Here is a 21,121-nt window from a genome sequence, read left to right as displayed (position 1 = left end):
CCACCGCCGGGGACCCCGCCGGACAGCTCGACGCCGTCAACCCTGGTAGATGTCGTCGTGCCAGGGCCTGGTGTCCGAGACGAGGGTACGGATCTGCCCGATGGTGGCGTCCGGGGCGAGGATCGCCGTGCGCCATCGCCGGATCATCGTGGTCGCCTCCCTGACCACGGTCCGCAGTTCGGAAACCTCCCGGGTCGCCTTCTCCACCTGCTGCCGGGCCACGATCGTCTCCGCCTCCAGCTCCGCGACCCGGAGCTTGAGCGGTTGGACCAGGGTGAGTGCGGTGTCGGTCAGCACGTCGGCGGCGTCCGCCCGGAACCTGCGCCGTTGCAGCAGGACGGCGGCAGCCGAGGCGACGCCGCCACCGCCACCGAGGATGCCGATGGCGGAGAGCAGGATCTGGACCCAGGGCGGGCCCGACTCAGCGGGCACTGGAGCGGTCATGGGGGGCTCCCTCTACGAGTGTCGGTACCTCGATGGCGGCACGCTGCTGTTGTGCCTGGGCCATCCGGTAGAGGTCCCGGGTGATCTGCGCGCACCGCCACCACGAGGCGACGGCCACCGCGGCGATGAACAGACCGGCGGTGAGCCCCGGCTGGCCGGAGATGACGAAGACGGCTATGGCGTACATCCCGGTGACGGCGCCGAACGACAGCAGCGCACCGAGTTCCACGCCCATACCGGTGGCGGGTTGGCCCCGCCAGGCGACCCCGCACAGGCCCGCGATGCCGGCGACGATGAGGCCGACCGCCCAGACCTGCTCCAGCAGGGTGGGCATGGCGATCGAGACCGATCGGGGACGGCTGTCCAGCACGATCAGGAGTACGCCGCAGACGACGGCGGTGGCCAGCGAGGTCACCTCGAACGGGTGCCGGCCGGAGACCCCCCTGGCGTGCCGGATGCGCCAGCGCTGCCCGGGACGCGGGACCGTCCGCTCAGGCATGCCGGACCGGCCGGCCATTGTCGAACCAGACGTTGGACCCTTCCCAGACCACTCCTTCATGGACGGTGCTGGTGACGACCCCGGTACGGTAGTTCCGGCCGAACACGTTGCCCCGGAACACCACCGACGAGGCGGCCAGGTCCGGACGGATCCCGATGGTGTAGTTGCCGCCGTCGCAGTAGTTCCCCTCGAAGCGGAGGTTGTGCACGGCGAACCCGAGGGAGAGGCAGGAGTTCATCGTCTCCGCCGTACTCGGTCGCCAGGCGTCCAGCCGGTTGTGCCGGATGAGCACGTCGCCGGCGCCGATCACCCGGATGCAGTCGTTGTGCGAACCGGGCCCCCCGACCAGGTCGTGGATCCACGAGTCGAGGACTTTGACCCGGGAACCGATCCAGAGCCCGTCCTGGACGGAATGGAGGTTGACCCGGCGCAGCGTGTAGTCGTCGAAGCAGACGCCGACCGGCGAGACTCCGCTGCCGTCGATCTCCACGTCCTCGACGAGGAGGTTGACCGCCGGGTCGAAGGTACGGATCGGAAAGGCGGTGCCGTCGGAGGTGATCCTCGACCGGCGGAGCGTGACGTTCCTGGCGTGGACGCTCACCCGGCCGGTGATGTTCAGGTCGCTGATCACCTGACCATCGCGACGCAACTCCAGGGAACCGGACGGGGTGAGGGCGGTGTCGGCCGGTACGCCGGTGGTGGCCGGCCCTGGCCAACGGGTCAGTGGTACGAGCGGTGCAGGCATGGTCTCTCCCGAACAGACCTCATGGGGTGCGGGTTACCGCGACAGGTGGACGCCCCGAACGCGCTCCGCCCGCCCCGGCGGGTCTCTACAGGTCGCTGCCTTGACCGCCGGCCGGGTCGCCAGGTCGATGATCGACGGACTCGGTCACCCCGGATATCACTCATGTTACAGATGTACCGGTCACGGGACATTTGCTTGCGCAGACAAATCACGGACAGATCGGGGCCATTCGCGCAGCGTGCGCCCCATCGACGACCACTGTGGAGGATCCAGCCGAGCGGGAATGCCGGTGCCGGCCGGCGGAGTCAGCCGGCCCGCTCCCCGTGCTCGCGCCGCCGGGTCTCGTTCCACCGCTCGACGAGCGCGGCCACCTCGTCCTGGACGAAGAACAGGAAGTCGCGCATGTCGGCCAGCCGGGTACCGGACGGCGACACGTCGCCGCCGACCGCCAGTACACCCTGGTGCATCAGGTCGCCGAGTTTCTGGTAGACCCCGCTCTGCACGGCCGCCGTGTACCAGATGTCGTCGGGGGCGTGGTAGCGGTCGCGCCGGGAGTTCGGTACCGGCTCCCGCAACACTCGTTGCCGGCGAACGCGTCCGCCACCGTGCCGGCCAGCGGGCCGATGGTCACTCCGAACAGGCCGATCGCGACGGCCCAGCCGAGCGTGTCTGCCGTCCACCCGGGCGTCGTGCACCCCGGCCAGTCCGACCAGCCCGGTGATCGATCGGGCCGTCTCGACCGAGATGGAGGTACGGGTCAGGTGCCGCAGCTCGGTCAGCGTGCCGGACTCCACGGTCCGACCCTGCCGGATGATGCTCACCCGGTCGCAGAGCGCCTCCACCTCGGAGAAGATGTGGCTGGAGAGTAGTACCGTCCGGCCCTGCCGCTTCACCTCGCGTACGCACTCCTGAAAGACCGCCTCCATCAGCGGGTCGAGCCCGGAGGTCGGCTCGTCGAGAATGTAGAGCTCGACGTCGGAGGCGAACGCGGCGACCACGGCGACCTTCTGCCGGTTGCCCTTCGAGTACGTCCGGGCCTTCTTGGTCGGATCGAGTTCGAAGCGCTCCAGCAACTCGTCGCGGCGTCGCCGGTCGAGCCCGCCGCGCAACGCCCGAACAGGTCGATCGCCTCGCCGCCGGTGAGGTTCGGCCAGAGGTTCACGTCACCGGGCACGTACGCCAGCCGCCGGTGCAGCGCCACCGCGTCCCGCCACGGGTGCCCGCCGAGCAGGCTCACCTGGCCGGCGTCGGCCCGGAGCAGTACCAGGAGCACCCGGATGGTGGTCGACTTCCCGGCACCGTTCGGACCGAGAAACCGTGCACCTCGCCGACATCGACGGAGAGGTCCAGCCCGTCCAGCGCGCCGCTCCGGCCGAAGGACTTGACCACGCCGGAGACCGAGATAGCAGTAGTCATGAGGCTGACTTCATAAGTTTGTGAAAACTCAGAAGCGTCAGGATTTCGTCAAGATACCGGCCCTGGTCGCCCCTCCGCCAGGCCCCGTCCGCCGTGACTCCGTCCGGCCCTCGCCGTGGCTCCGTCCGCCCCCGCCGTGGCTCCGTCCGGCCGACCCACGGCATCCCGGCGAGTCACCTCCGGCCCGCGGTGGTCGTAACCTCATCGAAATCTCTGACTGACACGATCCGCTGAGTCCTCGCCCGCTGCGGAGGTGTAGATGTTCCTCACCCGTCACGAGCAAGAACGGCTGATGGTCCATGTCGCGGCCGATCTGGCGTGGCGCCGGCGTGAGCGCGGGCTGCGACTCAACCACCCGGAGGCGGTCGCTGTGATCACGGCGTTCCTGCTGGAGAGCGCCCGGGACGGGCGTACCGTCGCCGAGCTGATGGAGACCGGGCGGACCGTGCTCGGCCGCGACGACGTACTCGACGGTGTTCCGGAGATGATCGCGGAGGTGCAGGTGGAGGCGACCTTCCCGGACGGTACGAAGCTGGTGACCGTACACGAGCCGATTCCGTGACGGGGGCGGGCGTGATCCCCGGCGAGCTGCTGCCCGGTACGGGCGACGTGACGATCAACCCCGGCCGCCCCGTCCGCACCCTGGCCGTGGTGAACACCGGGGACCGGCCGATCCAGGTCGGCTCGCACTACCACTTCGCCGAGGCGAACCCGGCGCTGGAGTTCGACCGGGCGGCGGCCTGGGGGCACCGGCTCGGCGTACCGGCCGGCACGTCGGTACGGTTCGAGCCGGGCATCGGCCGGGACGTCGACCTGGTGCCGCTCGGCGGCGCCCGGATCGTCCCCGGACTGCGTGGCGAGTGCGCCGGCCCACTCGACCGGACCGACCTCGGTCCCGAGCCTGGTCCTGCCGCCTCGCACCCCGCCGGGGAGGTACGGTGAGCACCCTTGATCGGCGCCGGTACGCGGCCCTGTACGGCCCCACCGTCGGCGACCGGGTCCGGCTCGCCGACACCAACCTGCTGATCGAGGTCGAACAGGACCACTGCGGGTACGGCGACGAGGCGGTCTTCGGCGGCGGCAAGGTGATCCGCGAGTCGATGGGCCAGTCCCTGGCCACCCGCGCCGACGGCGCCCCGGACACGGTGATCACCGGCGCGCTGGTGCTGGACCACTGGGGCGTGGTCAAGGCCGACGTCGGCATCCGGGACGGCCGGATCGTGGCGCTCGGCAAGGCCGGCAACCCGGACACCATGGACGGGGTCCACCCCGAGCTGGTGATCGGGCCGGGCACGGAGATCATCTCTGGTAACGGCAGGATCCTCACCGCGGGTGCGATCGACAGCCATGTACACCTGATCTGCCCGCAGATCCTGGAAACCGCGCTGGCCAGCGGGATCACCACGATCATCGGTGGCGGCACCGGCCCGGCCGAGGGGACCAAGGCGACCACGGTCACCCCGAACCCCTGGTATCTCGGGCGGATGCTGGAGGCGCTGGACCCCTGGCCGGTCAACGTCCTGCTACTCGGCAAGGGCAACACGGTCAGCGAGGAGTCGCTCTGGGAGCAGTTGCGCGGCGGGGCGGGCGGCTTCAAGCTGCACGAGGACTGGGGCACCACCCCGGCCGCGATCGACGCCTGCCTGCGGGTCGCCGACGCCTCCGGCGTGCAGGTCGCGATCCACACCGACACGCTGAACGAGGCCGGCTTCGTCGAGGACACCCTGCGGGCGATCGGCGGGCGATCGATCCACGCGTACCACACCGAGGGGGCGGGCGGTGGGCACGCGCCGGACATCATCCGGGTCGCCGCCGAGCCGAACGTACTGCCGTCGTCGACCAACCCGACCCGGCCGTACACCCGGAACACCCTCGACGAACACCTCGACATGCTGATGGTCTGCCACCATCTCAACCCGACCGTGCCGGAGGACCTGGCGTTCGCGGAGAGCCGGATCCGGCCGAGCACCATGGCCGCCGAGGACGTGCTGCACGACCTCGGCGCGATCTCGATGATCGGCTCGGACTCCCAGGCGATGGGGCGGGTCGGCGAGGTGATCCTGCGTACCTGGCAGACCGCGCACGTGATGAAGGCCCGGCGCGGCGCGCTGCCCGGCGACGGCACCGCCGACAACCTGCGGGCCCGCCGGTACGTCGCCAAGTACACGATCTGCCCCGCCGTCGCGCACGGCATCGACGGCGAGGTGGGGTCGGTCGAGCCGGGCAAGCTCGCCGACCTGGTGCTCTGGGACCCGGCCTTTTTCGGGGTACGCCCGCACCTGGTGCTCAAGGGCGGCATGATCGCGCTTGGCCAGATGGGCGACGCCAACGCCTCGATCCCGACACCGCAGCCGATGCTGCCCCGGCCGATGTTCGGTGCGTACGGCGCGGTGCCCGCCGCGACCAGCCTCGCCTTCGTGGCTCCGGCCGCCATCGACGCGCTGCTCGGCGACCGGATCGGGATCCGCCGGGCGTTGGCACCGGTGGCCGACACCCGGTCCCGGGGCAAGGCCGACCTGCCGGGCAACGACGCCCTGCCGCGCATCGAGGTCGAGCCGGACACCTTCACGGTACGCATCGACGGCGCGGTCGTGGAGCCGGAGCCGGCGGTCGAGTTGCCGATGGCCCAGCGCTACTTCCTCTTCTGAGCGTGACCGCCGTGACCGGACTCGCCACCCTGCTGGTGCTCGCCGACGGCCGGCTGCCCGCCGGCGGCCACGCCCACTCGGGTGGACTGGAAGCGGCGGTGACCAGCGGCCGGCTCCGCGACCTGGCCGGGTTGACCGCCTTCCTGCACGGCCGGCTCGCCGGCACCGGCCGGGTCGCCGCGGCATTCGCGGCGGCCGCCTGCGCCGCCGGGTCGGCCGACAACACCGCCGGGTCCGCCGACAACACCGCCGGGAAACCAGCGGACAGCGCAGCCCGGTTTCCCGGCGAGCCTCCCGGCAAGGCGGGCGATGCGACCCCTGGCGACGGGCCGGACGGCGCAGCCGGGTCTTCCTTCGAGGCTCCCGGCGCGGCGGGCGATGCGACCCCCGGCGACGGGCCGGACGGCGCAGCCGGGTCCAGGCTCGACGCGCTCGACCGGGGGATGGACGCCCGGACCCCGTCTCCGGCGCTGCGTCGGGCCTCCCGGGCACAGGGTCGGGCGCTACTTCGGGCCGGCCGGGCAATGTGGCCGGTCGATCCGGTGATCCGGAATCCGCACCATCCGGTGGCTCTCGGCGTGGTGGCTGCCGCCGCCGGACTCTCCCCGGCCGAGGCGGCGGTCGCCGGGGCGTACGGGACGGTCAGCGGCCCGGCCAGCGCCGCCGTACGGCTGCTCGGCCTGGACCCGTACACCGTGCATGCCCTGCTCGCCGAGTTGGCCGGCGTCTGCGACCGGCTGGCCGCGCTGGCCGTGACCGGTGCGGACGATCCGGTCGACCAGCTTCCCGCCGACTCCACCCCGCTGCTGGAGATCGGCGCCGAGGTCCACGCGAGCTGGGAGGTGCGTCTCTTTGCATCCTGACCGACCCGACCACGGGACCGGCCTCCATCAACACCCCGACGGCGGGACACCGCACCGGCACCCCGACGGCGAGGTGCCGCACCGGCACCCGGACCCGGAGGTCGACCCGCATCCGCCGGTGGACCGGTCGGGCGGCTCCGGACCGGTCCGGGTCGGCATCGGTGGCCCGGTCGGCTCGGGCAAGACCGCCCTGGTTGCCGCGCTGTGCCGGACCCTCGGCGACGAACTGCGGCTGGCCGTGGTCACCAACGACATCTACACCACCGAGGACGCCGACTTCCTGCTCCGCAACGGCGTACTGCCGGCCGAGCGGATCCGGGCGGTGGAGACCGGCTGCTGCCCGCACACCGCGATCCGGGACGACATCTCGGCCAACCTGGACGCGGTGGAGGAACTGGAGGCTCTGCTGGGGCCGCTGGACCTCGTCCTGGTGGAGAGCGGCGGGGACAACCTCACCGCCACCTTCAGCCGGGGACTGGTGGACCGGCAGATCTTCGTGGTCGACGTTGCCGGCGGGGACAAGGTACCGCGCAAGGGTGGCCCCGGGGTGACCGGTGCGGACCTGCTGGTGGTGAACAAGACCGATCTCGCTCCGCTGGTCGGCGCGGACCTGTCGGTGATGGCCCGGGACGCGGCCGCCCGGCGCGGCACGCTGCCCACGGTCTTCCTCTCCCTGGTGGAGGATCCGGCCGGGACGGCGGTGGCCGACTGGATCCGGACGCTGCTGCCGACACCGGCGGTGTCGGTGGACGACCACCCGGGGCACCGGGGCTGATGCGGGCACTGGCCCGGATCGTCGCCGAGGCCGACCCGCTGCGGGGAACCCGGCTGACCGTGCTGCGCGGCGAACCGCCGCTGCTGCCCCGGCGGACCGGACCGGTCGGCCCGGCGGGTCCCGAGCGCGAGGTCCAACTTCACCTCGTCGGTGGGGCGGCCGGCCCGCTCGGCGGCGACCGGCTGCGGATCGAGATCGAGGTCGGGCCGGAAGCACGGCTCTGCGTACGGAGTGTGGCCGCGTCGCTGGCGCTGCCGGCGCGGGGCGGCGCCGAGTCCCGGCTCGTCGTACGGGCCCGGGTGGCGGCCGGTGGACGACTGCGCTGGCTGCCCGAGCCGCTGATCGGGGCGGCCGGCTGTGCGCACCGGACCACCTGCGTCGTCGAGCTGGCCGAAGGGGCGGCGCTGTGCTGGCGCGAGGAACTGGTCTGCGGCCGGCACGCCGAGCCGGTCGGCGACGTCCGGCTGGAGATGACGGCGCGGTACGGCGGTCGTACCCTCTTCCGCAACGATCTCGCGGTCGGACCCGCCGCCGCCGGCTGGTCCGGCCCGGCGGTGCTCGGCGGCGCCCGGGCGGTGGGCTCGGTGCTGATGGTCGACCCGGCCTGGACCGGATCTCCACCCCCCGGGCCGGCCGGCTACGACTCGGCGGTGCCACCCGGCCCGGGCGCGCCGGAGCGGGCCGGGTCGCCGGGTGGGGCAGCGCCGGAGCCGGCGGCCGGGCCGGGACGGCCGGAGCCGGCGGTGGCGGCGGCGGTGCTGCCGCTGGCCGGTGGGCCGGCCGTGCTGGTCAGTGCGGTCGGCGCGGACGCGCGGGCGGTCCGGGCACAGCTCGACCGGGCACTCGGCTGGCCAGCCGGCTTGCCCTAGCCGACCATCGAGGTCATCTCCGCCTGGGCTGATGCCCTGGCCGACCGACCGGTCCCCGGCGACGAAGTGGCGATCGGCCGCACCGCGAACTGGGACGATGCCAGCAATTCGGGGTCGTCATCCCCTCGGCCTCCAGTGGCCGCCGCAGGGGATGGCGGGATCGGCAGCAGAGCGGCATATCGACACGTACCCGAGCATGCCGTCACGTAGGGTGACGACATGCCTGCGGTGCCCTGGTGGGCGGTCTTCTCGGCGGCAGCGCTCCCGATGCTGTTGGTAATCGGATGGACCACCGCGACCGTGCGGCAACCGCCCGGGTACGACCCGTGGGCGGACACCGTCAGCTCGCTCTCCTCCTACGGGATGCTCGACCGGCAGATCCTGGTCGGCTGCCTCGCCGGGCTCGGGGTGGCCCACCTGGTCACCGCGGTCGGTCTGCGCCCGGTCCGCAGCGGTGCCCGAACGCTCTACGGCATCGGCGGGGCGGCCACGATCCTGGTAGCGGCGGTGCCGAAGACCGACTCCCAGACTCCCCCGGTGCACGGGATCGCCGCTGTGGTCGCCTTCGTCGCGCTGGCGGCCTGGCCGGCGGTGGCTACCCTGCCGGTCCCCCGGCGCGACCGGAACGGGCATCGGCAGGGCCCGCCCCGGCACGACCGGCGGGGCTGGGCCGCTCCGCGCCGCTCCCCGGTGGACCAGGCGGCGGACCGATCCGGCCGCCATCAAGGGCACGGAATACGCGGCGAGCCACCCGCAAGGGCTCGACCGGCTCGCCAAGCCGCTCGGCCCTGGGTGCTGCGTCCGGCGGCCGGCGGCGCGGCCTCGCTGGTGATGCTCGGCTTCGGGCTGTGGTTGGCACTGCAACTGCCCGACGGCGACTGGGCGGGGTTGGCCGAACGGCTGATAGCCGGCACCGAGGCAGTCTGGCCGCTGGTCGTGGTGTTGACCCTGTTCCGCCGGGCCCGCCGCCGACCGGGGACGGCACCCGGCTGACCCTGATTGCGCCGTTGACCTCGTCGGCCGACCGGCGGCACCCGATTCGGGACCGAACCCGCCCGGGACCGAACCCGCCCGGGACCGACGGCGCCCGACCCGGGACCGAACCCGCCCGGGACCGACGGCACCCGACCCGGGACCGAACCCGCCCGGGGCCGACGACACCCGCGCCGGGACGGCGGGACCGGTCCGGTCGCGCCGATCGGCGTGACCGGGAGGGCGGGTGCCGGCCGTTCGCCGGACCACCGCCGAGGATCCCGATCACGCCGATCGATCGTCGTCCTGGATCAGCTCAGTAGATGCTCACGCCGTACGCGTTGAGCGCCTCGACCACCGGCTGGAAGAACGTCGTGCCGCCGGTGCTGCAGTTGCCGCTGCCGCCCGAGGTCAGGCCGAGCGCGGTGTTGCCGGCGAAGAGCGGGCCGCCGCTGTCGCCCGGCTGGGCGCAGACGGTGGTCCGGATCAGGCCGGAAACGGTGCCGCTGCCCTGGTAGGTGACGGTGGCGTTGAGCGCGGTCACCCGGCCGCTGCGCAGCCCGGTGGTGCTGCCGCTGCGCTGCACCGACTGGTTGACGGTCGGGTTGGCCGCACCGGTGATGTCCCGGTAACCGCCGTAGAGGTAGACGTCACCCGGCTGCTGGGCGACACCGCTGGCGTACCGGACGATGCCGTAGTCGTTGCCGGGGAAGCTGCTGCCGGCACGGGTGCCGATCACCGAGCCGCCCGAGCTGGCCGACCAGTTCGCGCCGGCGTTGGTGCAGTGGCCGGCGGTGAGGAAGTAGTAGGTGCTGCCGCTGCGGACGTTGAAGCCCAGCGAGCACCGGCTACCGCCGGTGTAGATCGCGTTGCCGCCGGAGATGGTGGTGCTCAGCGTGCCGGGGATCGACTGGATCCGCACGGCGCCGCCGAAGCGGGCGGTGACGGCCTTGATCTTGGCCAGCTTGGCGCCGGTGACCGTGCTGTCCACGTCGACCGCGACCTGGTTGGTGACCGGGTCGACGTACCACGCGGTGCCAGGGATCCTGGCCGACCGGTCCAACTCGGCGGTGACTTCGGCCAGTTCGGCGGCGCCGCGGGCGACGACCTTGGCGGTCGCCCCGGAAGCCCGGACCTGGCGGGCCGCCGCCTCGTCGGTCACCGTGACGACCATCTTGCCGTCGGCGTCCAGGTACGTCCCGGCGGAGCGGGCACCCAGCCGCTCGGAGAGCGCCGTCGCGGCCTCCGGCGTGGCGACCGGGGCAGCCTGTGCGGGTACGCCGATCAGCATGCCGGCGACGAGGGAGCCGGCCGCGGACGCGATCGCGACAAGGCGGATCGAAGACCTTGTGGGTCGCATGTAGAGCCTCCCAAGGGGGGTTTGGAGGAGTCTGCGCCGAGTTGGCACATCTGATACGAGTATTCAGACATCTAAGATCATGAACAAGATGCCTAACATATCGCCTGCAACAGGGCGTTCGCCTTATGGTCATCTCCGTTGTGGAGACTCAGGCTGCTCTATATGATTCGCCCACTCCCCCGCTGGCTCAGGCAACCGCGATCCGGAGGCCGCCCATGTCTGCTCCCCGCCGCACCGCCACCCTCCTGTCCACCCTCCTCGCCGCCGTCGTGTTCGTCACCTCCGTCGGGTTGGTCGCCAGCCCGGCGCACGCCGATCCCGGTCCACCGCCCGCCTCGATGGCCAGCCTGGGTGACTCGATCACCCGAGGATTCAACGCCTGCGGCTGGTACGTCGACTGCCCGTCCCGCTCGTTCAGCACCGGCGACGACGCCGGGGTCAACAGCCACTACCTGCGGATCCGCGCGGTGAACCCGGCGATCAACGGGCGCAACCACAACGACGCCGAGTCCGGTGCCGAATCCGCGGACATGGCCGGCCAGGCCGACGCCGCCGTCTCGCAGGGCGTCGGCTACGTGACGATGCTGATCGGCGCGAACGACGCCTGCGCCAGCTCCGAGTCGGGCATGACTCCGGTGAGCACCTTCCGGAGCAACATCGACGCCGCGCTGGGCCGGCTCCGCTCCGGGCTGCCGAACGCCCGGGTGTTCGTGATCAGCGTGCCCGACATCCAGCGGCTCTGGTCGGTCGGCCGGGGCAACTTCGCCGCCCGTACGGCGTGGTCGCTCTTCGGCATCTGCCAGTCGATGCTGGCCAACCCGACCTCCACCGCACAGGCCGACGTGGACCGGCGCAGCCGGGTACGGCAACGGGTGGTCGACTACAACAGCCAGCTCGCCCAGGCCTGCGCCGCGTACGGGTCGAACTGCGTGTTCGACGGCAACGCGGTGTTCAACTATCCGTTCGCGCTGGGCCAGTTGTCCGGCTGGGACTACTTCCACCCCAACGCCTCCGGGCAGCAGGTACTGGCCGAGATCTCCTACGGCGCCGGATTCCGCTGGTAGCAGCCGTCGGGCGGGAAGGGTCGGAGACCGGTCCGGCGCTTCCCGCCCGACGGCTCGTCAGCTCCGGCGGTGTGCGCCGGGCCCGGGGCGGGGCAGCACGTCCCGGGGCGAGGTCACCTCGTGACCGTCCGCGCAGCGGAGCACGACCCGCACCTGCGCGGCACAGTCCCGGTGCACGGTGGTCAGCGGTGGCCCCTCCGGGTCGGCCAGATAGCGGTCACCCCACTCCAGCACCGCCACCAGCACCGGCCACAGGTCGAGCCCCTTCGTGGTGAGCCGGTACTCGTGCCGCGATCGCGCACCCGGCTCCCGGTACGGCTCGCGGCGCAGCAGACCCTCGTCGACCAGCATGGCCAGCCGGTCGGTCAGCACCTGTCGGGGAATCCCGGTGCGCTGGCGCATGTCGTCGAACCGCCGGATCCCGTTGAACACCTCGCGCAGCACCACGACGGTCCAGCGCTCGCCGAGGATCGCCATCGCCCGCCCGATGGTGCAGTTGTCGACCGACCAGCCCAGCGCCTCCGGTGCCATCATGTGACCTAGGCTAGGTCTCGTTGACAGACCCAGCAACCCCCTGGGAAGCTGCCCTCTGACCGGGCGAAACGGGGAGACGACGTCACCGTGCCCCGCGAGGTCACCAGGCAGCACAGGTTGCCAGGTCATGGCGACGACGAGCGAAGCGAGGGGACGACGTGACCGACACGCGGGCGGACGAACGCCACCGCACCTTCTCCTGGGCCGATCCGACGGACAGTGCAGCCCAACTCGGACGGCGGGCCGGACTCGACCTGCTCCGCGCGATGATCGCCGGCGAACTGGCCGCGCCGCCGGTCACCGAGCTGATCGGGATGGGTCGGATGACCGCCGACGAGGGCCGGGTCTCGGTCGAGATGACCGCGCGGGAGTTCCACTACAACCCACTCGGCACGGTGCACGGTGGGGTGCTGTCGATCCTGCTGGACACCGCCGCCGGCTGCGCCGTGCACACCACGCTGCCGGCTGGGATGGGCTACACGACGATGGATCTCAACGTGAAGTTCCTCCGCCCGGTGACGGTGCAGAGCGGGATGTTGCGCTGCGAGGGCAGGGTCATCCAGCGCGGTCGCCGGACCGCCCTCGCCGAGGCGCGGCTCACCGACGGGAGCGGCCGGCTGGTCGCGCACGCCACCTCGTCCTGCCTGCTCTTCGAGACCACCGAGGAGGATGCCGGGCCGGTCGCGACCACCTCCGGCAGCCAGCCCGGCGGCACGCCGGTCGGCTAGTTCGGACCGCCTCCGCCGGCCGAACTATCCGGCCCGGTCGGGCGGGGGGCGGTAACCGACAAGTCCGTCCCCGGTCGCCACCACCAGCAGCCCGGACAGCGCCACGAGATCGGTCACCGGGGCACCCACCTCGATCGTCTGGCCCGGTGTCCCCGGCTCACCGACGGGCTGCCAGCGCAGCACGCTGCCGTCGGCCGCCACCAACCAGCTGGTCCGGTCGGTCTGCACGACGGCAAGCGCGCGTACCGGCCGGGTGGCGGTCAGCACGACGACGGGTTCGGGCGGCAGATCGTCCACCATCGGCGCGACCGGAGCGTCGGGCTCGCCGCCGGTCCCGGACTGCGCACCGCCGGGCCGGCCGGCCCGCTTCGACCGGATCAGGTCGGTGACGTCGACACAGCGGACCTGCCCGTTGCGGCCGGCCCCGAACACCAGGCCGCGCCCGTGGACCGTCCCGGTCGTCACGGCGTACGCGGCACCCCCGTGACCGTCCAGCACCGTCCACCCGGGCGACCCCCAGGCGTCCAGGTCCCAGAGTCGTACGGTGTCGTCCTCGGCGGCGGTCAACCCGACCGGTACTCCGGCCAGCTCGCCGATCGCCACCCCCCGGATCCGGGCGGAGTGCCCGGTCGCCACGCCGTCCAGCCGGCCGGTCGGGATGTCGGCCCGGAACAGCGCGGCGCCGTCCGCCACCAGCAGCACCCGGCGGTCGTCCAGTAGTCCCGTGGCGAGCGGCCCGGATGGGTAACCGCCGGCCGCACCCGCCGCGTCCCGCGATTCCGGCCCCGGGCGGCGCGCGTGGTTCCGGCCGAACGGCACCGCGCCGATCGGGTCCCCGGTGCCCGGGTCCCAGAGCGCGACCCCGTCCGGCCCGATTTCGGCCAGCACCGGGTGCTCGCCCGGCACCAGCACTGCCCCGTCCGGGACCCGGTCGAGCGGCAACCCGACCTCGGCCCCGGTCACGGGCTCGAATCCCCGGACCCGGTACCCGGACAACGCCGCGAGCAGCACCGGCCGCCCCGCCGGCCCGCCGACCGCCAGGCGATGCCCGGAAACGGCCGGTGGCTCCGGCGCAACGCCGTCCCGATCGCCCGACGGCGGGTCGCGCCGGAACGGGTACGGCCGCTCCGGGTCCCACACCCAGACCAGGCCCGCACCGTCCCCGGTGACCAGCGTCGACCGCCCGCCGATCTCGACCGCGATCGTCCGGGTCGGCGCCGCCTCGTACGGGTAGCGGAACGCCTCGCCCAGTTGCCGGCCGCTCTCCGGCAGCCAGGCCCGTACGGTCGCGTCGTCGCCGCTCCACAGCACCGTACGCTCGCCGAGCCGGCCGGCCAGCACGGAGTTGACCTGGCCGGTGTGTCCGGCGAACGCCGGCCCGAGAGGTCGCCCGGCGCGCAGGTCCCAGGCCCGGGCCACCCGCCCGGCGGCACCGAGCAGGATCGGCCGGCCGTGCCAGTCCGCGAACCCCAGCACGGTCACCAGTCCGGAGACCTCGAAGCCGTACTCGCCGAGCGACTCGACCCGGACGTCTTCGCCGCCGGCCGGAGTCGACTCCAGCCGCCACAGCCACACCCGACCGGCGCTGGTGCCGACCGCCAACACGGCGGCCTGGCCCGCCTCGGTCGCGGCCAGCACGCTGATCCGCTCGCTCCCGGTCCGCAGAGTGCGCAGCCGGGCACCCCGGTCGGCGCCGAGCGACCAGACCTCCAGGTGCGGCGATCCGCCGGTCAGCACCGCGAAGGGGCGGCCGGCCAGTGTGACGGTGGCCAGGGAGCGCACGTCGCCGCACCACTGCCGCCAGCGGGACCGGCCGGTGTCGAGGTCGCTCACCTGGAGGTAGCCGGCCCCGGCGCCGGAGACGACCAACTGCTCGCCGTTGATCCGGGCGGTCGCGGACGCCCGCGCGTGGGCCCGCTCGTCCACCGCGCCGACCAATCCACCGTCGGGCAGGTCGAGCACCACCCGGGCCCCGGCGTAGCTGGTGACCAGTGCCCGGGGGCGTCCGGTCCGGTCGTCGGTGAAGCCGACCAGCGCGGTGACCCAGGCCGGCACCGGCTGGTACGGCCCGGGTCGCGCCGGCAGCGGTCGCGGTCGCCGGCCGGGCGGGCCCCAGATCCAGAGCGGCAGGCCGGTCCAGGCCGGTTCGTCGGCGCTACGGCGGGCGGACCGCTCCGGCGTACGCCGGCCCGCCCCGTCGGTCATCGGCGGCTCGCCGTCCCGGGATGCCGCCCCTCGGCCGCGGCGACAGCCAGCGAAACGATGGACAGAGGAGGCAGGTACACGATTGTGAGGATCCCTCGTGGAGGCTCGGCCGGCGCCAGCTCAGGTCAGCGGAATCGACGGGCGAATCGATGGGAATGAACGACGGAGAAATGATCGGGCGACGTCAGCGCATCGACGATCGTTTACAGCATGTTAGTCGGGTGGGCACGCCGGCCGGATCCCGCGAAAGGAGCGGCATGCCCGACACGGGCGGCATACCCGACACGGCGGCATGCCGTGGACGAGCCGACCGGGAATCCGCGGGATCCGGGGTACCCGATTCCGGACCGTGCCAGATCCCTAGACCGAGAGCAGTGAGCGCACCGACGGGTCGCGTAGGTCGTCCCGGTCGCCGGCCCGGACCACCTCGCCGGCGTCCAGGATCACAAACCGGTCGGCGAGCCGCAGTGCCAGGTCCAGATACTGCTCGACGAGCAGAATGGCGAGCCCGAGTTCAGTGTGCAGCCGCTGGACCGCCTCCTCGATCTCCAGGATGATCGACGGCTGGATGCCCTCGGTCGGCTCGTCCAGCAACAGCATTTTCGGCCGGCTGACCAACGCACGGGCGATGGCGAGTTGCTGCTGTTGCCCGCCGGAGAGGAAGCCGGCCCGGCGCTTGCGCAACCCGGGCAGCGCCGGGAACAGGTCGAGGGCCTCGTCCACCGCACCCTGGCTGACCCGGCCGGCCGCCTCCGCCGCCACCTGGAGGTTCTCCGCGACGGTGAGCTGCGGAAAGGTCTCGTGGCCGGGCGGCACGTAACCGAGCCCCCGGCGTACCCGTTCGTGGGTCTTCAGCCCGGTGATGTCCTCCCCGGCGAAGCGCACCCGGCCGGTCCGGACCGGCAGTACGCCCATGATCGCCTTGAGTAGGGTCGTCTTGCCCACCCCGTTGCGCCCCATCACGCAGACCAGGGAGCCGGCCGGCGCTTCCAGATCCACCCCGAAGAGCACCTGCGCCCGCCCGTACGCCACGTCCAGGCCCTGCACGGTCAGCATTTACGACGCCTCCTTGACCAGGTCGGCACTTTCCTCGCGGGTCCGGCCGAGATACACCTCCTGCACCCGGGGGTTGGCCTGCACCTGGGCCACCGTCCCCTCGCAGAGCAGCCTGCCCTCGTGCAGCACCGTGACGGTGCTGGCGAACCGGCGCAGGAAGTCCATGTCGTGTTCCACCACGATCACCGTGTGCTCCCGCGCCACCTGCCGGAGCAGCTCGCCGGTCCGGGCCCGCTCGTCCCGGCTCATCCCAGCCACCGGCTCGTCCAGCAGCAGCAGGCTGGGCCGCTGGGCGAGCAGCATGCCGATCTCCAGCCACTGCCGCTGCCCGTGCGAGAGCACTCCCGCCGGCCGGTCCGCCAACTCGGCCAGCCCGGTGGTCTCCAGCGCCTCCGCCACCTGGTCGGCGATGCCCCGGCGGCGCCGCAGCAGGGTGCCGAGCGGTCGCCGGAACGTCGCCGCCAGATCCAGGTTCTCCAGTACGGTCAACTGCTCGAAGACGACCGACGTCTGGAAGGTACGGCCGATGCCGAGCCGGACGACCTGGTGCTCCCGCCGCCCCAGCAGCTCGGCACCGGCGAAGCGTACGGAGCCGGAGGCCGGTCTGGTCAGCCCGGTGATCACGTCGATCAGCGTGGTCTTGCCGGCCCCGTTCGGCCCGATCAGGAAGCGCAGTTCGCCGGCGCTGACGGTGAGATCGAGGTCGGTAATGGCCCGGAACCCGGAGAAGACCACGTTCAGCCCGCGCACCTGCAACAGCTCGGTCATGCCGGCTCCTCCCCCCGGTTGGCGACCACCGCCGGTACCCCGGCCGCCGGGCGCCCGACCAGCTCCGCCGGATCGACGTGGCCGGAGCCGTTCGCCGCCGCCGTACCCGAGCCGACCGGGACCGTCACGGCCCGGGGTGGACGGCGGCGCCGGTGCCGCACGGCGGCCCGGACGTCCGCGGTGAGCCCGGCGAGCCCGCGCGGCGCCCAGAGCATCACCACCACGAACATCGCGCCCTGGAGGTAGATCCAGTTGTCCGCCGACTCCTCGCTGAAGATGGTCTTCGCGTAGTTGACCAGCAGGGCGCCGCCGACCGCGCCGGCCAGCGAGAACCGGCCGCCGATCGCCACCCCGATCAACAGTTCGAGCGAGGCGACGACGCCCAGGTTGGCCGGGCTGAGCAGGCCGACCATCGGCACGAAGAGCGCACCGGCGATCCCGGCCATCCCGGCGGAGACGGCGAACGCGATGGTCTTCACCACGGCCGGTTCGTAGCCGAGGAAGCGCACCCGGTCCTCGCCGTCCCGGACCGCGACCAGCAGTTGCCCGAAGCGGCTGCGCGAGAGCTGCCAGGCGAGCAGGAACATCGCCCCGAGCACGGCCACCACGACCAGGTAGAGGATCCGCTTGTCGCCCGGCTGGTAGAGGTCGAGGCCGTAGAACATCTGAAAGTTGGTCAGCCCGTTCGTGCCGCCGGTCAGCCCCTGCTGGCCGACCAGCAGGATCACGAACGCGGCGGCCAGCGCCTGGGAGAGCACGGCGAAGTAGGCGCCCCGGACCCGCTGCCGGAAGACCAGCAGGCCGAGCAGGACCGCGACGGTGACCGGCAGCACCACCACCATGGCGAGCGCGAAGACCGGGTTGGCGAACGGCCGCCAGAGCGCCGGCAGGCTCTCCACCCCGCTCCAGACCATGAAGTCCGGCAGCCCGCCGGGGCCGGCCTCGCGCAGCTTCAGGTGCATGCCCATGGCGTAGCCGCCGAGGCCGAAGAAGACGCCCTGGCCGAGGGTAAGCATGCCGCCCCGGCCCCAGGCCAGACCGATCCCGACCGCGACGATGGCGTAACAGAGGTACTTGCCGAGCAGGTCCAGCCGGAACGGCGACAGTACCGCCGGGGCGACCAGTACCAGTAGCAGGCCGACCGCGACGAAGAGCGCCGGACCGGCCAGCCGCCGCCGGACCGGAGCGGCGGGCGCGGTCGCGGCGGTCCCGCTCACGACAGTGCCCGGGTACGGACGACGAACATCCCCTGCGGGCGGAGCTGGAGGAATGCGATGATCACGGCAAACACCACCACCTTGGCGAAGCTGGCCCCGTTGTCGACCCAGAATTCGACGAAGCTGTTCAGGATGCCGAGGGCGAAGGCGGCGATGACCGCGCCCCGGAGCTGCCCGAGGCCGCCGGCGACGACCACCAGGAACGCGTCCACGATGTAGTTGGTGCCCAGGGTGGGCCCGACCGGGCCGATCAGGGTGAGCGCCACCCCGGCCACCCCGGCCAGGCCGGAGCCGATGAAGAAGGTGAGCTGGTCGACCCGTTCGGTGGCCACCCCGCTGACCGCGGCGAGCTGCCGGTTCTGCATCACCGCGCGCATCCGCCGGCCGTGCCGCAGCCGGGTCAGGTAGAGCCAGATCGCCAGCACGCAGCCGACCGCGAGCACCATGATGAAGACCCGGTTGTACGGCAGCCGCACGCCACCGAGGTCGAGCCCGCCGGTGAGCCAGCCCGGGGCGCGTACCTGCACGTTCGGCGCGCCGAAGATGTCCCGGGCGACCTGTTGCAGGATGAGGCTGATCCCCCAGGTGAGCAGCAGGGTGTCCAGCGGCCTTCCGTAGAAGTGCCGGATGGCCAGCCGTTCGAGGATCAGCCCCATCACCCCGGCGACGGCGAACGCCACCGGCAGGGCGACCAGCACCGACTGGGTACCGACCAGCGGTTGCAGCAGGTACGCGGTGTACGCGCCGGCCATGATGAACTCGCCGTGGGCCATGTTGATCACGCCCATCTGGCCGAACGTGAAGGTCAGACCGAGGGCGATCAGGAGCAGCACCGCTCCGATGCTCGCCCCGATCACCAGTTGGTTGAGTGTCGCCATGGCGCCGGCGCCTCCGTCCCGGTTCGCAGCCGTCAGTCGGTCGTCAGCCGGGCCGGTGCCCGGTGGTCGGTCGTCGGCCGGACCGGTGCCCGGTGGTCGGCCGTCGGCCGGACCGGTGCCCGGTGGTCGATCGCGGTCGGTGCCCGCTGCTCAGGAGAGCCCCGCGGCCCACGGGTAGCCCTTCAGGTAGGGGTCGGGCTTGATCGGCTGACCGGAGTTCCAGACCTCCTTGATCTGGCCGTCCGGCTGCACCAGTCCGATCCGGGCGGTCTTGAAGACGTGCTGGTTCTCGCCGTCGATGGTGACGGTCCCCTCGGGGGTCTCCAGCGCGATGCCGGCCGATGCCTTCTTCACCGCCTCGACGTCCACGCTTCCGGCCTTCTTGACGGCCTCCGCCCAGAGGTAGACGGCGTTGTAGCCGGCCTCCATCGGGTCGGACGTGACCTTGGCGGCACCGTACTTGGCCTTGAACGCCGCCACGAAGGTGTCGTTCCGGGCCCCGGCGGTGGTCTGGTAGTAGTTCCAGGCGACCAGGTGCCCGGCCACGTTCTCCGGACCGATGCCGACGACCTCCTCCTCGGCGACGCTGACCGAGACGGTCGGCATCGCCTCGGCGGTTATGCCGCTGCTGCGCAACTGCTTGAAGAAGGCGACGTTGCTGTCCCCGTTCAGGGTGTTGAAAACCGCGTCCGGCTCGGCCTGCTGGAGCTTGTTCACCACCGTGCTGTACTCGGTGTGCCCGAGCGGGGTGTACTCCTCGCCGAGCACGGTCATCCCGTTCGCCGCCGCGTACGCCTTGATGATCTTGTTTGCGGTACGCGGGAAGACATAGTCGCTGCCGACCAGGAAGATGCTCTTCTTGCCCTGCTCCTTCAGGTAGTCCAGGCCGGGCACGATCTGCTGGTTGGTGGTCGCCCCGGTGTAGAAGATGTACGGCGAACTCTCCAGCCCCTCGTACTGGACCGGATACCAGAGCAGCGCCTTGTTGCGCTCGAAGACCGGCAGCATCGCCTTGCGGCTGGCCGAGGTCCAGCCGCCGAAGACGGTGGCGACGCGGTCGGCGGAGATGAGTTTCTGCGCCTTCTCGGCGAAGGTCGGCCAGTCCGAGGCGCCGTCCTCGACGACGGGCTCGATCTTCTTGCCGAGTACCCCGCCGGCCGCGTTGATCTCCTCGATGGCGAGCAGTTCGGCATCCCGTACGGTCACCTCGCTGATCGCCATGGTGCCGCTCAACGAGTGCAGGATGCCGACCTTGATGGTGCTTCCACTGCCAGCACCCGACGCCGTCGTCGGATCTTCGGCACATCCGCCCACGGCCAGCACCATCGCCGCCGCGGCCAGCATGACCAGCCGTTCCCGTACGCCTCGTGGCATCCGCCTCCCCTTTCACCGAGGACTGCTGCGTAGTGCCACGAACCGTAGGAATGAAGGATTTCATGAATCTGAGTGCATCGATGTCTGTCGTGTTAACGAACCCTCACAACGCAGATCGATCATCGGAGTCACGGAACCGGTACGCACCCCGGCTATACATTAGGTGTATACGCGTGGTGTACAGTCCTCCGCATGTCGATCGGACAGACTTTCCTGGGCCTCCTCGAGGCCAGCCCCCGGCACGGTTACGAGCTGAAACGGGTCTACGACGAACGGTTCGGCCAGGGCCGCCCGCTGCACTACGGGCAGGTCTACTCGACGCTGGCCCGGCTGCTGAAGAGCGGTCTGGTCTCCGTCGACGGGGTGGAGCCCGGCGCCGGCCCGGAGCGCAAGCGCTACGCCATCACCGCGGCCGGGGTCACCGACGTGCGCCGCTGGCTGGCCCAACCGGAGAAGCCCGACGCCTACCTGCAGAACACCCTCTACGCCAAGGTGGTGCTCGGACTGCTCACCGGTCGGGATGCCGCGGACATCCTGGACGTGCAGCGCGCCGAACATCTGCGGCTGATGCGTACCCTGACCCGGCGCAAGGCCGACGGTGACCTCGCCGACCAGCTCATCTGCGACTTCGCGCTCTTCCACCTGGAGGCCGACCTGCGGTGGCTGGAGCTGACCGCCGCCCGCCTGGACCAGCTCGCCACCACGC

Annotated in this window: 20 protein-coding genes and 2 pseudogenes; 10 read left to right on the top strand and 12 right to left on the bottom strand. The window is 72.0% G+C overall.

Annotation, left to right across the window (positions count from 1 at the left end; translation table 11 throughout):
• Nucleotides 1-36: 36 nt before the first annotated feature.
• From R6Y94_RS19895 to R6Y94_RS19880, 4 genes and pseudogenes are all read right to left on the bottom strand, one after another.
• Complete coding sequence (locus R6Y94_RS19895; RefSeq protein WP_318397372.1) at nucleotides 37-444, bottom strand: hypothetical protein; 408 nt, start codon at nucleotides 442-444, stop codon at nucleotides 37-39.
• Nucleotides 422-943 (bottom strand): hypothetical protein, encoded by a 522-nt coding sequence (locus tag R6Y94_RS19890; RefSeq protein WP_318397371.1) that lies wholly within the window; start codon nucleotides 941-943, stop codon nucleotides 422-424. Before R6Y94_RS19890 ends, R6Y94_RS19895 begins: the two co-directional genes overlap by 23 nt.
• A complete protein-coding gene (locus tag R6Y94_RS19885; RefSeq protein WP_318397370.1) occupies nucleotides 936-1,688 on the bottom strand; it encodes a hypothetical protein in 753 nt (250 codons plus the stop codon). The genes R6Y94_RS19890 and R6Y94_RS19885 overlap by 8 nt, the downstream gene beginning before the upstream one ends.
• Before the next feature lie 665 nt (nucleotides 1,689-2,353).
• Nucleotides 2,354-3,104: pseudogene (locus R6Y94_RS19880) on the bottom strand (ABC transporter ATP-binding protein); the annotation flags it as partial.
• Nucleotides 3,105-3,363: 259 nt separating this feature from the next.
• Here R6Y94_RS19880 and R6Y94_RS19875 point away from each other — a divergent pair.
• The 7 genes from R6Y94_RS19875 to R6Y94_RS19845 all read left to right on the top strand — a co-directional run bounded on the left by R6Y94_RS19875 (nucleotide 3,364) and on the right by R6Y94_RS19845 (nucleotide 9,252).
• Nucleotides 3,364-3,666 (top strand): urease subunit gamma, encoded by a 303-nt coding sequence (locus R6Y94_RS19875; RefSeq protein WP_101371287.1) that lies wholly within the window; start codon nucleotides 3,364-3,366, stop codon nucleotides 3,664-3,666.
• A gap of 11 nt (nucleotides 3,667-3,677) precedes the next feature.
• Nucleotides 3,678-4,046 (top strand): urease subunit beta, encoded by a 369-nt coding sequence (locus R6Y94_RS19870; RefSeq protein ID WP_412102822.1) that lies wholly within the window; start codon nucleotides 3,678-3,680, stop codon nucleotides 4,044-4,046.
• A complete protein-coding gene (locus tag R6Y94_RS19865; RefSeq protein WP_318397368.1) occupies nucleotides 4,043-5,752 on the top strand; it encodes an urease subunit alpha in 1,710 nt (569 codons plus the stop codon). Before R6Y94_RS19870 ends, R6Y94_RS19865 begins: the two co-directional genes overlap by 4 nt.
• Before the next feature lie 2 nt (nucleotides 5,753-5,754).
• Nucleotides 5,755-6,615, top strand: a complete 861-nt coding sequence (locus tag R6Y94_RS19860; RefSeq protein WP_318397367.1) for an urease accessory protein UreF — start codon at nucleotides 5,755-5,757, stop codon at nucleotides 6,613-6,615.
• Nucleotides 6,616-6,733: 118 nt separating this feature from the next.
• Complete coding sequence (gene ureG, locus R6Y94_RS19855) at nucleotides 6,734-7,390, top strand: urease accessory protein UreG (RefSeq protein WP_318397509.1); 657 nt, start codon at nucleotides 6,734-6,736, stop codon at nucleotides 7,388-7,390.
• Nucleotides 7,390-8,259, top strand: a complete 870-nt coding sequence (locus tag R6Y94_RS19850) for an urease accessory protein UreD (protein ID WP_318397366.1) — start codon at nucleotides 7,390-7,392, stop codon at nucleotides 8,257-8,259. The genes ureG and R6Y94_RS19850 overlap by 1 nt, the downstream gene beginning before the upstream one ends.
• Before the next feature lie 219 nt (nucleotides 8,260-8,478).
• Nucleotides 8,479-9,252, top strand: coding sequence for a DUF998 domain-containing protein (locus tag R6Y94_RS19845; RefSeq protein WP_318397365.1), 774 nt, complete (start codon nucleotides 8,479-8,481; stop codon nucleotides 9,250-9,252).
• Between the two features lie 295 nt (nucleotides 9,253-9,547).
• Here R6Y94_RS19845 and R6Y94_RS19840 read toward each other — a convergent pair whose 3' ends face one another.
• On the bottom strand, nucleotides 9,548-10,591 hold the full coding sequence (locus R6Y94_RS19840; protein ID WP_318397364.1) for a S1 family peptidase: 1,044 nt from the start codon (nucleotides 10,589-10,591) through the stop codon (nucleotides 9,548-9,550).
• Nucleotides 10,592-10,806: 215 nt separating this feature from the next.
• Between R6Y94_RS19840 and R6Y94_RS19835 the strand changes: the two genes are divergently transcribed.
• Entirely contained in the window at nucleotides 10,807-11,655 is an 849-nt protein-coding gene (locus tag R6Y94_RS19835) for a GDSL-type esterase/lipase family protein (RefSeq protein ID WP_318397363.1), read from the top strand.
• Between the two features lie 57 nt (nucleotides 11,656-11,712).
• On the opposite strand, the gene R6Y94_RS19830 is transcribed toward R6Y94_RS19835, so the two are convergent.
• A complete protein-coding gene (locus R6Y94_RS19830; protein WP_318397508.1) occupies nucleotides 11,713-12,186 on the bottom strand; it encodes a helix-turn-helix domain-containing protein in 474 nt (157 codons plus the stop codon).
• Between the two features lie 161 nt (nucleotides 12,187-12,347).
• Between R6Y94_RS19830 and R6Y94_RS19825 the strand changes: the two genes are divergently transcribed.
• A complete protein-coding gene (locus R6Y94_RS19825) occupies nucleotides 12,348-12,917 on the top strand; it encodes a PaaI family thioesterase (RefSeq protein ID WP_318397362.1) in 570 nt (189 codons plus the stop codon).
• A 24-nt stretch (nucleotides 12,918-12,941) separates the two neighbouring features.
• Here R6Y94_RS19825 and R6Y94_RS19820 read toward each other — a convergent pair whose 3' ends face one another.
• The 6 genes from R6Y94_RS19820 to urtA form a co-directional block, all read right to left on the bottom strand.
• Nucleotides 12,942-15,122, bottom strand: a complete 2,181-nt coding sequence (locus R6Y94_RS19820; protein WP_318397361.1) for a hypothetical protein — start codon at nucleotides 15,120-15,122, stop codon at nucleotides 12,942-12,944.
• Nucleotides 15,123-15,482: 360 nt separating this feature from the next.
• The gene (urtE, locus tag R6Y94_RS19815) at nucleotides 15,483-16,178 is read right to left on the bottom strand and encodes an urea ABC transporter ATP-binding subunit UrtE (RefSeq protein WP_318397360.1); all 696 of its coding nucleotides are present in this window, start codon (nucleotides 16,176-16,178) and stop codon (nucleotides 15,483-15,485) included.
• Nucleotides 16,179-16,946, bottom strand: a complete 768-nt coding sequence (gene urtD / locus R6Y94_RS19810; RefSeq protein ID WP_318397359.1) for an urea ABC transporter ATP-binding protein UrtD — start codon at nucleotides 16,944-16,946, stop codon at nucleotides 16,179-16,181.
• Complete coding sequence (urtC, locus tag R6Y94_RS19805) at nucleotides 16,943-18,163, bottom strand: urea ABC transporter permease subunit UrtC (RefSeq protein WP_318397358.1); 1,221 nt, start codon at nucleotides 18,161-18,163, stop codon at nucleotides 16,943-16,945. The genes urtD and urtC overlap by 4 nt, the downstream gene beginning before the upstream one ends.
• The gene (gene urtB / locus R6Y94_RS19800; protein WP_318397357.1) at nucleotides 18,160-19,041 is read right to left on the bottom strand and encodes an urea ABC transporter permease subunit UrtB; all 882 of its coding nucleotides are present in this window, start codon (nucleotides 19,039-19,041) and stop codon (nucleotides 18,160-18,162) included. Before urtB ends, urtC begins: the two co-directional genes overlap by 4 nt.
• Nucleotides 19,042-19,191: 150 nt before the next feature.
• Nucleotides 19,192-20,415: an urea ABC transporter substrate-binding protein gene (gene urtA / locus R6Y94_RS19795; RefSeq protein WP_318397356.1), complete on the bottom strand. Its 1,224-nt coding sequence runs from the start codon at nucleotides 20,413-20,415 to the stop codon at nucleotides 19,192-19,194.
• A 192-nt stretch (nucleotides 20,416-20,607) separates the two neighbouring features.
• Between urtA and R6Y94_RS19790 the strand changes: the two are divergent.
• Nucleotides 20,608-21,111 (top strand): annotated as a pseudogene (locus R6Y94_RS19790) (PadR family transcriptional regulator); the annotation flags it as partial.
• Between the last annotated feature and the right edge of the window lie 10 nt (nucleotides 21,112-21,121).

Origin of the sequence: Plantactinospora sp. KLBMP9567, assembly GCF_033446045.1 — a bacterium.
In the GTDB taxonomy this organism is placed as follows: domain Bacteria; phylum Actinomycetota; class Actinomycetes; order Mycobacteriales; family Micromonosporaceae; genus Plantactinospora.
The sequence above is the reverse complement of the archived record's forward strand: the minus strand, read 5'-3'. Positions and strand labels throughout refer to the sequence as shown.